The following is a 15,228-nucleotide window of genomic DNA, read 5'->3' on the forward strand; positions in this document are numbered from 1 at the left end:
GCATTAATTATCCAACATTATTTGCACCAGTATCTGCACTCTCATCTTTTGGGCTCCAACTATTCAGGTATGCATCCACACGTTGTTCAATATCATCATCACCTTCATAGTTATCTTTTATGCTCTGCAGATATTGCACTGCCTGAAAAGTTTCACCTCGATCGTGGTATATCTCGGCCAATAGTATAAAACTTCTAGCTAACCAATACTGGTGTGAAGTCCCACGATCGATATAGTCAAAAATTTCCTTTTCTGCTGCCTCTTGATTTCCACTATCATACATCAACTGTGCTATCTGGTATTTTGCTTCTGCTCCTTCTGCACTTTTGGTATTAACAGCCACTTTCTGATAATTCTCTAAAGCTTTCTCATTATCCTTTAATTTCAGATAACTGCTGGCCATATTATAATATGCCTCACGCTTAATCTCGTCGGCAACTTTTGGCGATATCAATAAATTCTCAGCCGCTCGAATACATTCCTGAGGTTGCTCAATCTGCGCTAAACATCGCATCTTACCGATTTTCGCCTCCAGACGGTTCTCTACAATCTCGGCCTCCAGTTCTAATCGACTAAAGCTATCATAAGCTTTTCGATAAGCTCCTTGCTGAAACATAAGCTCACCCATACGCAGCAAAGCTTCTTCAGTAAATAAGCTTCGCTCACGTCCGGCAACATATTCAAATGAGCTAAGAGCATCGGAATAAGCGCCGGTTTTATATTGACAATCTGCCTTATAGAAATGAGCATTCAATACGAATTTTCCTTCAGGGAAACGGGTCAGATAGTTCTTAAAGTGTGCTATAGCCCTTTCACAATCGCTTTGCATATAAAAGCGCTCAGCAGATACAAAAGTCAGGCTGTCTTGTTCACGCTCACCTACCTGTGCAAATGCACCAAGCGAAGCAGTATACTTCATATAACCATTCAGGTCGTTATTGTCCATATATATATTCCGGATGCCTAACAAGGCATCTTCAGCCTCACTGGTTCCAGGATACTCATTAACAACCCGCTTATAGAATGTCAAAGAGTTGTCATTATCATTACTGTTATAGTATACCAACCCCAACTGCAGCAGTGCTTTTTTGGCGTAACTTCCTTTGGGGTATTTCTCTTTGGTAGACTTGTAATAATATATCGCCCGCTCATTATTGCTCAATGCCACATAAGAGCGCCCAGTTTCATAAAGGGCATCATCAACATATGGCGATTGCGGATAGCGTCGAACCATATCATCCAACACACTAATTTTTCCATGATAGTCTTTAGTCAGGCCTAAACAAAAAGCCTTTTGAAACAAAGCATAATCTGGCGAACCTTCCGGTATAGTTGATGCTTTATCATACATTGAAATAGCCTGTGCAAACTGACGGTTCACATAGTAACAATCAGCGGTTCGATTGTAAGCATCACCCATCATTACGCGATCATGACCATCAGTGAGATTATTATATTTGCGGAACCAGTTTTGCGCTTCAGTATATTCCTTTTGCTTATAATACGAATAGGCAATATTGTAGTGCGCTACCGGGAATTCTTTCATGTCATATGACCCTGGCTGATAAATAAATTCCCTGAAATCAACAATAGCTTTGTGGTAATTTCCAAGACGATAATAAGTCTCTCCCCGCCAGTAGTATGCCCCAATTTTTAAATTTTTATCATACTCTGCATATTTCAAGCTATAATCGAAAAATTCCAGTGCCTCATTAAAGCGAGAATCGGTGAACAACTCCAGAGCACGGAAATAAGCTACACGCTGCAACGCCCTGTATACATTTCCTGTTTTGTTTTGTATTTTTTCCATTGACGCCAGCGCTTCACGATAATTCTTCGTTGTCAGAAATGCTTTTCCGAGATATTCGTAGGCTTCGTCAATACGATCACTTTCGGGAAACAGCTCAATGAAACGCATAAAAGAATTGATGATTTCATTGAACGGAGAAAAGGCCAACTCATAATTTAATTTAATGTAGTTAAATAAAGCATCTTCCTGAATACCCTTATCGAAATCATATTTTGAGGCTGCTTCAAAAGCAACTCTTGCCCGCTTTTTATCACCACTTTTAAGATAACAGTCTCCTAGATGATAATAAGCATTCTGAGCCATTACATCTTCATTGGAAGTCACTTTAGATAAACCATTAATAGCTGCTTCGTATTCGCCGATAAAGTAGTTGGCAAAACCCAGGTGATAAAAATCCTCGCGCAATGGCTTATCAGCTAATCGAATCACTTTCTGATAATATACAACAGCCTGTGAATAGTCCTTTTTGGCATAATATGCATCTGCAATGATGCGGTTCATATCTGCCTGACGCGCCCGTGTGCCTTGATCAATTAAAGGCTCTGCATATTTTATAGCACTATCGTAATCTTCCTGCAGATAATAAATCTGTGCCACATAAAATGGTATCACTTTTTTGAAGCTACGCTCCTCTTCCAGTTTCTTAAATTCACTTAGCGCAGTTTCGTAGTTTCCTTTCTGGTACTGTATATGCGCATAATAATACTGAACCGACGAACTATATTCATGTTTCTGCCCCCTAATCTTATTAAATTTTGCCAGGGCAGCATCATACTCTTCTTGCATGAAAAGCGCATAACCCGAAGAAAAGTAATAATCGATTTGTGTTTCCTTGTCTAAAGCTGACGGTTTTACCTTATCGTACCAGCGTGTGGCCTGCCTGTATTTACTTTTATCTTTATAATAATCACCCAGATGCATCTTCGCATAATGTAAACGATTACTATAGGGATATTCAGCGAGGTAGCTTTCCCATAAATACTGCACATCATCATTTTCCAGTTTCTGCGCACAGATTCGCTCCAGATAAGCTGCCTCAGCTATTAAGGTAGCATTATCAGCACCACCTTCTTTGACGAAATTATTAAAATGAACACGCGCCAGACCGTACTTACCCAGACGATACATCTCCATCCCATGCTCGTACAGTTTATTTTTAGAATCAAATTTTAGTGATTGTTGTGCATATGTTAGGTGTACAAATGCGACAAAAAGCAACAATGCGATTTTTCTCATCATGAGGATAAGGCCTTTAAAATTATGATTGTACCTATTAAACGTTGCTTTCGTACTTTTAGTCTTCCGGAAAGCATTTATGGAGTTTAAAGATAACAAAAGTGCTTCACCAGAAAAGTGAAACACGCAGGTATTTTATAATTAGTGATTGTCTTTATCTGATTTGAGGGTCAATCTAACAGATCGAACTCAATTTCCTCCTGCTTTGATTCAAACAGGCGGGTATCTTCACAGCGTATGGTACGACCAGGAAACTTCTTGAGCAAGTTATAGTTGTGCGTAGCCATTACGACAGTATTACCAGATATACAAATCTTTTTAAGCAGTTGCATCAACTCATCTGATGTATCCGGATCCAGGTTACCGGTGGGCTCATCTGCCAGAATTAAATCAGGCGAATTCAATAAGGCTCGAGCAATACCAATGCGCTGCTGCTCTCCACCAGAAAGCTGATGTGGCATTTTGTAGCCTTTATGCACCATGTCTACATGCGACAGTACATCGCGGATACGCTTATCCATATCCTTCTTCACTTTCCAACCTGTAGCTTTTAAAACAAACATCAGATTATCATACACGCTTCTGTCGGAAAGTAATTGAAAATCCTGGAAAACAATACCCATTTTTCGGCGCAACAAAGGCACCTGGCTATCTTTGATGGTTTTTAAGGGGTAACCGGCCACAAAACCATACCCCTCATACAGCGCTAATTCTTTGTACATCGTTTTGAGCAAGCTCGATTTTCCACTGCCAACTTTTCCAATCAGATACACAAACTCACCTGGCTTAACACTAAAGTTGACATCCTGAAGTATTAAATGCTCCTGCTGTCGAATGCTGGCATTTTTAAACTCTATAATATTCCCTTCAGTATTAGTACTTTTAACAGGCTGCTTACTCATATCTACCCAATGATTGCATTAAAATTAATCAATCAAAGAAACAATTTTTTTGCGGGATATAAAACCTTGCCTTCTACTTCAATTCAGCCAATGCTGATTTCACACGCTTAAATGCCTCAACAAGCAAATCATCAGCAGCGGCATAGGAAAAGCGCACACAATTTTCGCTACCAAAAGCACTACCCGGAACTGAGGCCACATGAGCTTTTTCAAGTAAATACAAACTCATATCCATGGATGAATTAATCGCATGTGCACCATTCCTCTTTCCGAAATAGGCACTGATATCTGGGAATATATAAAATGCACCATCTGGTATGGCTACATTAAAACCAGGAATATCTTTAACGCTGTCCAGTACTAAATCTCTACGACGATTAAACGCCACACGCATGTCTTCTACACATTGTTGATCCCCCACAAAAGCCTGAACAGAAGCCGCCTGTGCAATCGCACATACACCTGACGTATATTGCCCCTGCAGTTTTGTCACAGCTTTTGCTATTGCAAGCGGAGCTGCGATGTAGCCAATACGCCAACCCGTCATTGCATAACCTTTGGAAACACCATTAATTACAATTGTTCGTTCCTTAAGCTTATCAAACTCAGCAAATCCAACATGCTGACCAACGAAATTAATCTTCTCATAAATCTCATCCGAAATAATCAATACATGAGGATACTTTTCTAACACTGCAGCTAATGCTTCCATCTCCTCCAGGCTATAAACACTACCTGTCGGGTTTGATGGTGAATTGAAAAGAATAGCTTTTGTTTTGGGAGTTATACTAGCCTCGAGTTGCTCTGCTGTTATCTTAAATTTTGTATCAACGCCTGCTTCTACAATTACAGGAGTACCTTCAGCCAACTTTACCAGCTCAATATAGCTTACCCAGTAAGGTGCAGGAATTATTACTTCATCGCCATCATTAACAATACACTGCAATACATTTGCCAAACTATGCTTGGCTCCGGCCGAAACAACAATTTGCTCTGGCGCAAATTTCAAACCATTATCTGCATATAACTTTTCAGCAATAGCCTTTTTCAACTCCGGAAAACCTGCTACAGGAGGATAATGCGACAGATTATCATTAATTGCCTTAACACCAGCAGCTTTAATATGCTCAGGCGTATTAAAATCAGGTTCACCAAGGGTCAGGTTGATAACATCAACACCACTCTCTTTCAACTCTCTGCTTTTCTGGTTCATCTGAATAGTTTGCGATTCAGACAAGGCATTAATACGGTTTGAAATAACTTCTGTGCTCATTAAAAGACTCTCCTATTCTTGTAGTGACATTATTTATATACAACTCTACTTAGCAGCAAAACATTTTATATCTTGCGTGCATAATCAAAGCAAAATTAGTTAAAAATTAAAAGCAACCAACAAATACAGGGGTATACATCATTATTTTTTATTGTTTTTTTCTTACACATAAAAACACAAAGAGCGCCCTCAGCTTCGAATCAAATTTATTAAGACTATTTTTATTGTGATTTATCATTTTGCAATTTAACAAAGCCTGAAAAAACGATTTAAAATTTCACACAATGATTTCATTTGACGAATTTCTAAAACTATCTACCATTGTAATTATAGTAGCCCTGCCAATTCTAATTATTCTCAGGTGGTTTTTAAAGCATAACCTTAAACTTAAAGAATTAGAACTAGCCAACAGCACCTACAAAGAACTCATACCAACACGCCTGCAAGCCTACGAACGCCTTAGCATCTTACTCGAAAGAATCAGCCCGGAAGCGATAGTACTGCGTTCAAATCAACAAGGCTTAACAAGCCTGCAACTACAGAAGAAGCTACTACATTCTATCCGGCAGGAGTTTGAACACAATTTTGCCATGCAGATATATTTACCGGCAGCCACATGGGAAAAAATTATTAAATCCCGCGATGAACTCATTAAACTAATCAATACATCATCAGCCGAAGTAAAGCCCAATGGCCCAGCTATGGAGCTCTCAAGGGTTATCCTGGAAAAGGGCGTTAACGAAACAAACTTCTATTTTGACAAGGCCAAAGAAGCGTTAAAAAAAGACATCCAGCTATATTACTTTGACTAGGCACATCTTGAAATGAAGAAGATATCGATAATTACAGTTACCTATAACTGCCAACATACTCTTAAGGAAACAATCGACAGTATAAACAAACAAAGTGCGAGAGAACATATAGAATACATCATAATAGACGGCCAGTCAACCGATAATACGCTTACGATTATTGAGAACAATGCATCCGCCATTGATCACTGGATTAGCGAACCAGACAAGGGCATTTACGATGCAATGAATAAAGGCTTGGAGTTGGCTACGGGTGATTGGATAGGTTTTTTACATGCCGATGATATGTTTTACAATGAATTTGTCATTGAATCTATTCTACAGCAAGTTGAGAACACCCATTACAATGCGGTTTACGGTAATCTGAACTACATCCAAGAAGAACCGCCTTATAAGACAGTGCGACATTGGAAAAGTCAGAACTATTCGCCCAAACTCCTAAAGCGTGGCTGGATGCCTCCGCATCCTACTGTTTACATTAAAAGAGACCTGATTAAATCATTGGGCAAATTCAACACCAACTTTCGCATTTCTGCTGATTACGATTATATGCTTCGCCTTTTCTCAAACGAAGCTACAATGAGTCTTTTCATCGATAAGACTTTGATTAACATGCGACTGGGTGGTGTGAGCAACAACTCAATCAAGAACATTATACGCAAATCAAAAGAAGACTTGAGAGCACTAAAAAACAACAATGTTGGCGGTATATATGCCCTCTTCATAAAAAACTTCAGCAAACTTATTCAGTTTGTTACCAAAGATCACAGTTAAAATTAACCTTTGTCGCCATAATATTCAGCCGAGTAATAACCGTACCCCTTTTCTTTGGCTGAGATATCATTGAGAATTATTCCAAGACCTTCTACTTTTTCATTAATAAGGCTATCAATGGTATGAACCATATGTTCTTTCGAACTATAGTTAGATCTGACAATAAATAAGTTACAGTCCGAATAATCCATCAACAGACGCGCATCAGCCACCAGTCCAATCGGAGGCGAATCAATGACTATCACATCAAATTCATTGCGCAGATACCTGTAAAGCTCCTCTGTTTTATCGCCAACAATAAGTTCACTTGGATTGGGCGGAATAGGACCTGCCGGTATAACACTCACATTCTCATTGTCGGTTGGATAAATTATCTCCGGAATAATCGTTTGCCCAATAAAGTAGTTTGATAAGCCTAATTTGTTATGCAGATCATACAAAGCTGTCAATCTAGGTTTACGCATATCAAAGCCTACAATCACCGTTTTTTTACCTGAAATAGCAAACACTGACGCTAGGTTTTGTGCACAGAATGTTTTTCCTTCACCCGTATTTGAACTGGTCAAAGTAATGACCTGCACCTTATCTGAGCCAGCCATAAACTTTAGCTTGGTACGAAGTGAACGGAACGACTCACTAATGATAGAGTGCGGATGTGCATCAATCACATTTTCAACACCATTCTTATTGTGCATCACCATTCCAACAATTGGCACCCCGGGTACAAGATGATTCAGATCCTCTTTACCTCTCACCTTGGTATTCAAAAACTCTTTTAATCCGATGAACACAGCCGGAATTAACAGAGCTAACATTAATCCCTTTTTGTAATCGCTATTTTTGTTGGGCGAAACCAAGGCTGTGATTGATGCATTATCAATTATCTCATTATCGGGTGAATTACTGGCTTTTGTAATTTGCGTTTCAGAATGCTTTTGCAGCAAAAATGTGTAAATAGCATCATTCAACTTATAAGTGCGGTCTATTATCAGATAATCCTTTTCCAAATCAGGCAGTTTCTCCATATCGGCCAATATAGCCGTCAACTCATTCTGTATCTTTTCTTCTTCAATACGGAAATTTCGCAATACCTGCTTAATGGCCTTATTCAGCAAATCAACTGTCACCTCCATCCTGCTCTTTTGGGCCGTCAAATACTGATTATTATCACTCACATCATTTTGTAGCAGTTCCATTTCCTTCTGCAACTCTATTAACTGAGAGGCCAGCTCATTAACCAGTGAATTATTTTCATTATCGACTGCTGGCAAAAGAAACTGCTCAATATCATCGGACATCATCAGGTTTTCCTGCAGGTATCTATAATAATCTATTCGCATTCTTAACATCTTAAGCTCGCTCTCTGTTTCATAGTACTTATCTGCCAGTTTCTGCGAAAACTCAGATGGTCCCATAAAACGGTTGGCTTTTCGGTAAGATGAAAGTCTGTCCTGTACTTTCTCAAGGGTATCTGCAACTGTCTTTAACTGAGATTCGATAAATACGATAGACCTGGAGGCCATATCATTTTTCCTATCCAGATTGTGCTCAAGTATAACCTCACACAACTCATCCAAAAAGCGCACTAACTTAGCCCTGTTGGCACCTATTGACGATATAAACAATATACTGGATCCTTCACTGTAAGGCGATACACCTAATCCATTTCTATATTCACTGGTTAACTGCTGATGCGATTTGAAGATGAAATAATAAGAAGCTCCTTGTGGCACATTAATATGCTCATTGCGATGCAGTTTAAACGAAAAGGCATTGGTTGTTACCCACTCATTATCGGCAACTACTTTATTATAGTTTAATGTACCAATACGTCCCACAAACGCCTCATTAATGTAATTATAAAGCGCACCAGCTTCGCAACTAACTGTTACCTGAGCCTTTCCTGTTGATGTATAAACCACTTGAATAGGCACATTCAGCAACTGTGCATGCAAAGAATCAAATTCAACAACAAATGGGGCTGTGCGGTATAATTCAGAATCTTTAAATCGACCTTTTTGATAGTATGAAACACCAAAATCCAGTCCGTCAATTGCTTTTTTAACAATATTTCGGGAGCGAATAATAAAACTTTGATTTTCGATGCTACGCATTTCGGGAGATAAGCCAAATCCTTCCATTAATCCACTCGGCGTAACCGTTTTTTGCTCACTACTTTTCAATAACAAAGTAGCAGATGCTTTATACACAGGTACCGTATAGCGGTGATAAATAAAAACAGCACCTAAGCACAATGGAAATGAAATCACGAACAGGTACCAGTTTTTCAACACCAACCGAATCAATCGATTGATATCAAAAAGATTATCACCTCCAACTTTTTTAATCCCCGAGTTATTTACTTCTGATGTAGTATTAAGATTATTCATCAACATAAATTTGGCTTGCCAAATATATACATTTTCAGAATTTTAATTACTGTGTATACCTACAGAAGCTATGATGGACTGCGATACACATATCTGCCTTTTACAAGATTTTTACTAATGCTTTCCCCATCATAAACCATACATCCTTTCGAAAATACAAAATCAACACGCCCTTTTAGTGGAAGCTGCTGCGCACCATTACCCTCATAACCTGGTAAATGACAGTATAGATTACGTTTATAATCAGGATTCCATATCACTACATCTGCGTCACTTCCAACTCTGATTACACCTTTTTTAGGATGAAGCCCCATAAATAAAGCGGGGCGATAAGCAATGACATCAACAAACTCCTCAAAAGACATTTTACCCGGCACCACACCACAAGTATAAAGCACCGATAACAAATTCTTAAGCAGGATATACTCATCGGGCCTGTTAGCCACCTGGCTTTCCTTTATCGTTCCTGTACCAGACAATTTTATCATGGGACGCGCAATAAAAAAATTGGTTTTTTTTAAGCATGGCCATACTTCATCCGGCGACAACAGATTTAATCCATTTATTAGAGGAAAACCAGAAAAAATCGAACTATCGCCAATCAAAAGCCTATCCGAATCGGCAATATGAAATGGAAACATCAACTCAGCATAAATCAGAGCGTCCTTGTCATATTTTCTAATTATTTCAAGTTCTTCTTTGAAGCATATATTCATTAAACACACAATACAATTCAACTCAATGGCCAAATCAATCAATGCTTTTATGTGTCCCAAATGTCTTTGAATCGTGTCTGAATCCACTTCTGCAATACCAGTTCCGTCATTAAACTCACCTGGCTTAAGCACATCAACTAAAACAGGTGTAGAATCGCGGGCAGCAACAGCCAGCAGCTCCTTAATAGCTGACAGCTCATTGTTATCAACAGGCCACCTCAAATAAAACGATGCAATGCCTTCGTGTGCATAACAAAAGTCTACATCAACACCCTTAAACAGCTTCCATTTATTAATTGACAAATGAAATCCGTAATCGACATTAATACCGTAATCTATTTGCTTTTTACGCTTGAGTTCGACTTTATATGAATGTGAAACAGTTGGAAGCACAGGTTCAAGCACCGTAGTGGTACCACCGATTATTTGTGCCTGATTGAATCGGTTAAGCGCCATTTCATCCTGCTGAACCAACTCTCCAAATAAAATATTAGTATCAATAGCACCAGGCAACACAAACTTTCCTTCAGCATTAATAACAGGCGTTTCTGGTTCAGGCCTGTCAATTTTTTCGAGTATTTCTACAATTTTATCATTTCCAATTAACACATCCTTTCGAAGTGCAACTCCATCAACCACAACCTTTCCATTTTTAATAAGAACATAATCCATGCCAGTGGTTTTTTGTTTAAATATATCAAATAAGCGAAGTAATAACAAGGCTATAAGCTTCAGGTAAGTAAGAGAAAGTAAGATTACAACAAGCACTTTGCAAATTCTTATATACTTTTGCGAAAAAATTATACAATGTGGTTTTACCTGGCACTTCTCTCTGCTATTTTCCTCGGAATTTACGACATCTTCAAAAAGGTTTCATTAAACAAAAATGCGGTTCTACCTGTATTGATGATAAGCATTGCGAGTGCAGCGCTTATATTTCTGCCACTTTTGGTACTTTCAACTTTCGGCATCATACCCAATAACAACCTTCTGTATATACCTGAAATAACCGCAAGTGAACATCTGCAGGTTTTCCTTAAAGCCATCATCGTATTAACATCCTGGATTTTTTCTTTCTTTGCCTTAAAGCATCTTCCAATAACCTTAGTAGCACCCATCAGAGCAACCGGTCCTTTCTGGACGCTATTAGGTGCCATCCTGATATTTTCAGAACAACTAAATACGTTCCAATGGATTGGTATAGCGATAACTCTTCTATTTTTCTATCTGTTTACCACAGTCGGAAAACTCGAAGGCATCCACATCAAACGTAACAAGTGGTTTTGGTTCATTATTTTAGCAACACTTAGTGGAGCGGTCAGTGGTCTTTACGACAAACATTTATTACAAAACATTAACAGACTTGCTGTTCAAAGTTGGTTCTCAATTTACCAAACGCTTATCATGCTTCCCATCATAATGTTTTTATGGTACCCCAAACGAAAACGAAGCACCCCTTTTATATTCAGGTGGACAATACCGCTGATTGGCATCTCCCTTGTATCAGCGGATTATATATATTTTAAAGCATTAAGCGAACCTGAGGCCCTTATATCTGTCATATCAGCCATAAGAAGAGGCGGTGTAATTATTGCATTTAGTATTGGTGCCATCCTGTTTAAAGAACAGAACATCCAGCGAAAAACCATATACCTATTGGGTATTATTCTGGGTATCGGCCTACTAATATTTGGCTCTGCACATTAACCACTGTACGATAACGTACATAAATAATTACAAAACCGTACAGATTTGGATGTAAGCTGAATATTGCAAAAAACACATACCTCACTAAATATCTGCCCGTTATAAAACATGGCATGCCAATTGCAAAATGAACATCCAGATTGTAACGACAACTACTTGTAATGCAAAAACGCAAATACAAACAAACCTAACTTTTTTGCCCTTGGATAATGAAGATTCCAGACACTCACAAAGAAAATGGCGATTTCTTTACTACACTATAATAATGGGTTTATTCCCATTAGTATCTTCATTAAAAATCCAGGCGATCGTCTGAAGAATATTCACCGACACGGTTTCTAGTGTTTTGGCGATAAAGGTGCAATTTCTCTTCAGGCACAGAGGCTGTAACCCGACCCAAAGAGTTCAGCCTCTTTTTTTATTTCCTCCCGCATAGCACTATTAGATTGTGAATAAACCTGTTAATAACAATTTACACCACACCTTGCTGATGCTGATAAAATTGATATTTTTGTATCATTAAAACACGATTATATGCAGGATTTCTTGCACGCAAGTCACGACGATGTTTTGCAGGCGATTGAACGATTTGAAAAAATGATTAGTGCGGAGAAAGTTGAATATTTTGACGTGCATCAGATAGAAAACATCTACGATTTTTATTACGAAAAAAACTTAATTGAACACGCACAACAAATCTTAACCATTGGCCTCTCGCAACATCCCGACTCCCCTGCCTTAATGGTCAAAAAAGCCATCTTCATGGCTGAACATGGCAACATTGATGAAGCCTATAAACTTCTGAAAGAATTAGCTCCACTCGACGCTTCAAATCCTGATGTATACATGACGTTGGGGTGGATTATGCTTCAAAAAAGCAACACCCTTGAAGCTGTTAGCTATTTTGGGAAAGCTGTAGAAATTGCTTTTGAAGATAAAGAAGATATTCTACTGGAAATAAGCTACAACCTCAATCAGCACGAGCTTTATCTGGAATCGATTAAATTTCTGGAACAATTACTGGAACTTAATCGTGATAACGAAAATGCTCTGTTCGAATATGCCTTTTCACTAGATAAAATTCTGGAGTACGATAAAAGCATTGAAGCCTACCAACAATTACTGGAAACCAATCCGTTTTCAGATAATGGCTGGTACAACCTGGCAATCATTTATAATAAGACCGGCAAGCATGAGGAAGCTTGCAAGGCCTATGAATACACTATCACCATCAATCCTCAGCACGAAGAGGCCTATTTCAATATGGGCAACAGCCTGGTTCAATCTGGTTGTTTCAAAGAAGCAATTGATGCATATAGTGAACACATTACAATTGGTGACGACCTGACACTAACCTACCAATACATGGCAGATTGCTGGGAGCAACTTGGCAACTACGACTTGGCCATCAGGCTATACCAATTGGTGATTAAGCTGGCCCCAAAACAATCAGATGCATGGTATGGATTAGGAACTACACTGATGGAAAATGAGGATTTCTCTGGTGGCTTACAGGCAATCGATCAGGCCATATCTATCAATCCGTTAAATGCTGATTACTGGTTTGCCCACGCGCGCGGGTTGTTCGAATTAGACAAGGTAGAAGATGCAGCACGCAGCCTGGAAAATGGCCTTAACCTTGATCCGCATGAATTAGCAGGCTGGCTTGAGCTAATTAAACTAAAAATTGTATTAATCGAACATTTTGACATTAAGGCTTACATCAGTAGCCTGCATGAACAATATGAAGATACAGCATCCATACATTATTTGAGTGCTGTGGCACACTTCCGATATTTAAGCAACAGAAATGAAGCCCTGTCTGCATTATCAAAGGCCCTGAGCATTGACTTCGGTGGCATAAAGGATATTGAAAATGACTACCCTGAATTTATTGCAGACAAAACAGTTCAACAACTCATCAACAATTACTGTAACGAATAAGGTAAATGAATAATTCACTCTTATCATTAATACAAACAGCCCTAAAAGGAGCTGCAATGGGCGCTGCCAACGTTATACCAGGTGTATCCGGTGGTACCATCGCTTTAATAACCGGCATTTTCGAACGCTTGATTAATGCCATTAAGTCGTTTAACGGCAAAGCCATCCAGCTACTGGTTAAAGGTGAAATCAAAGCCTTGATAAGGCATATTGATTTATACTTCTTATTGGCCCTGTTCACAGGTATTGGAGTGGCTATTATTAGCTTAGCACGCCTGTTTGAATACCTTTTCATCAACTATCCAATTTACATTTGGGCGTATTTCTTCGGTTTGGTAATGGCTTCCATCTACTTTGTAGGTAAAACAGTAAAGAGTTGGACAACTTCTACTATTATCAGCCTTATAGTAGGAACAGCTATTGCAGTGTCTATCTCTGTATTAACACCAGCCAGTCAGAACGATTCATTTTTATACCTCATTCTTTGCGGCGTTGTGGCCATATGCAGTATGATACTACCCGGATTGTCAGGCTCATTTGTACTTATTCTGATGGGCAATTACCAATTGGTAATGATTGATGCAGTTAACAATATGGCCATAGAAATTTTGTTACCTGTTGCGTTGGGTGCGGGAGTTGGATTAATCGCCTTTTCACACTTCCTATCGTGGCTGCTGAAAAAGTACCATAACCAAACCATCGCTCTGCTGACAGGCTTTATTGCCGGTTCACTAGGTATTCTATGGCCATGGAAACACGAAATAACCCAGCAATTTGGCGATAAGGTTAAAACAGTTGACTTCAACTATTATCTACCAGAACTTAATACTGAATTTTATTTTGCTGTACTTTTTATTATTTTAGGTTTGGCCAGCATTATTATTACAGAACTTTTAGCAACAAAGAAACAAAAGTAGTTATGAGAACATTTGGTTTAATAGGCTTTCCTTTAGCACAATCATTCTCCCAAAAATATTTCACACAGAAATTTGAAAATGAAAATATTGATGCCAGGTACCTAAACTTTGAAATAGAAAACATTGATGAGTTACCGGCCTTATTGAACCAACACCCCTATATAGCTGGTTTTAGCGTCACAATACCACACAAAGAAAAGGTATTAAAATACCTCGACGAGATGGATGAAACAGCTCAAAAAGCCGGCGCCTGCAATGCTATTAAAGTCACCTGGGAAAATAAAATACCAAAACTAACTGGCTACAACACTGATTTAATTGGTTTCTCAGAATCAATAAAGCCACTATTACAGAAGCACCACCAGAAGGCACTAATACTTGGAACAGGAGGAGCTGCTAAAGCCATTGCCCATGCCTTCCGCCTGATGGATATCGACTACAAATATGTTTCACGGACTAAAGGTTCAGATAGCCTATGTTATTCAGACATCACTTCTGAAATCATGAAAGACTACACGGTACTGGTTAATTGCACACCTTTAGGCATGTTCCCTAATATCAACACCTGTCCGGATATACCTTACAATCTGGTTACGGACAAACATTTGCTGTATGACCTGACATACAACCCACCTACGACCTTATTTATGCAAAAAGGCATTGAGCAAGGTGCAACTACTAAGAACGGCTTGGACATGCTACACCTTCAAGCCGAAGCCGCCTGGAAGATTTGGAATTCTTAAACAC

At 38.8% G+C, this 15,228-nt stretch carries 11 protein-coding genes; 6 read left to right on the forward strand and 5 right to left on the reverse strand.

Going from position 1 to position 15,228, the window contains the following annotated elements; all coding sequences use genetic code 11:
- Positions 1 to 7: 7 nt before the first annotated feature.
- The 3 genes from KEM09_RS13525 to KEM09_RS13535 all read right to left on the reverse strand — a co-directional run bounded on the left by KEM09_RS13525 (position 8) and on the right by KEM09_RS13535 (position 5,221).
- Positions 8 to 3,049, reverse strand: a complete 3,042-nt coding sequence (locus KEM09_RS13525) for a tetratricopeptide repeat protein (RefSeq protein WP_212229072.1) — start codon at positions 3,047 to 3,049, stop codon at positions 8 to 10.
- 167 nt (positions 3,050 to 3,216) lie between these two features.
- On the reverse strand, positions 3,217 to 3,948 hold the full coding sequence (locus tag KEM09_RS13530) for a cell division ATP-binding protein FtsE (protein WP_212229073.1): 732 nt from the start codon (positions 3,946 to 3,948) through the stop codon (positions 3,217 to 3,219).
- A gap of 73 nt (positions 3,949 to 4,021) precedes the next feature.
- Entirely contained in the window at positions 4,022 to 5,221 is a 1,200-nt protein-coding gene (locus KEM09_RS13535) for a pyridoxal phosphate-dependent aminotransferase (RefSeq protein ID WP_244825012.1), read from the reverse strand.
- 284 nt (positions 5,222 to 5,505) lie between these two features.
- On the opposite strand from KEM09_RS13535, the gene KEM09_RS13540 reads away from it, so the two are divergent.
- Together KEM09_RS13540 and KEM09_RS13545 are read left to right on the forward strand one after the other, a co-directional pair.
- On the forward strand, positions 5,506 to 6,033 hold the full coding sequence (locus KEM09_RS13540; RefSeq protein ID WP_212229074.1) for a DUF7935 family protein: 528 nt from the start codon (positions 5,506 to 5,508) through the stop codon (positions 6,031 to 6,033).
- Between the two features lie 12 nt (positions 6,034 to 6,045).
- Positions 6,046 to 6,807, forward strand: a complete 762-nt coding sequence (locus KEM09_RS13545; RefSeq protein ID WP_212229075.1) for a glycosyltransferase family 2 protein — start codon at positions 6,046 to 6,048, stop codon at positions 6,805 to 6,807.
- Positions 6,808 to 6,809: 2 nt separating this feature from the next.
- On the opposite strand, the gene KEM09_RS13550 is transcribed toward KEM09_RS13545, so the two are convergent.
- Positions 6,810 to 9,197 (reverse strand): GumC family protein, encoded by a 2,388-nt coding sequence (locus KEM09_RS13550; RefSeq protein ID WP_212229077.1) that lies wholly within the window; start codon positions 9,195 to 9,197, stop codon positions 6,810 to 6,812.
- A 68-nt stretch (positions 9,198 to 9,265) separates the two neighbouring features.
- On the reverse strand, positions 9,266 to 10,585 hold the full coding sequence (locus KEM09_RS13555) for an amidohydrolase family protein (protein ID WP_212229079.1): 1,320 nt from the start codon (positions 10,583 to 10,585) through the stop codon (positions 9,266 to 9,268).
- 135 nt (positions 10,586 to 10,720) lie between these two features.
- Here KEM09_RS13555 and KEM09_RS13560 point away from each other — a divergent pair, with 135 nt between their 5' ends.
- From KEM09_RS13560 to KEM09_RS13575, 4 genes are all read left to right on the forward strand, one after another.
- Complete coding sequence (locus KEM09_RS13560) at positions 10,721 to 11,620, forward strand: EamA family transporter (protein ID WP_212229081.1); 900 nt, start codon at positions 10,721 to 10,723, stop codon at positions 11,618 to 11,620.
- Positions 11,621 to 12,154: 534 nt separating this feature from the next.
- Positions 12,155 to 13,564 (forward strand): tetratricopeptide repeat protein, encoded by a 1,410-nt coding sequence (locus KEM09_RS13565; RefSeq protein ID WP_212229083.1) that lies wholly within the window; start codon positions 12,155 to 12,157, stop codon positions 13,562 to 13,564.
- A gap of 5 nt (positions 13,565 to 13,569) precedes the next feature.
- Positions 13,570 to 14,481 (forward strand): DUF368 domain-containing protein, encoded by a 912-nt coding sequence (locus tag KEM09_RS13570; protein WP_212229084.1) that lies wholly within the window; start codon positions 13,570 to 13,572, stop codon positions 14,479 to 14,481.
- Positions 14,482 to 14,483: 2 nt separating this feature from the next.
- The gene (locus KEM09_RS13575; RefSeq protein ID WP_212229085.1) at positions 14,484 to 15,224 is read left to right on the forward strand and encodes a shikimate dehydrogenase family protein; all 741 of its coding nucleotides are present in this window, start codon (positions 14,484 to 14,486) and stop codon (positions 15,222 to 15,224) included.
- Positions 15,225 to 15,228 lie beyond the last annotated feature (4 nt).

The sequence above is a fragment of the Carboxylicivirga mesophila genome (assembly GCF_018271975.1).
GTDB lineage: Bacteria > Bacteroidota > Bacteroidia > Bacteroidales > Marinilabiliaceae > Carboxylicivirga > Carboxylicivirga mesophila.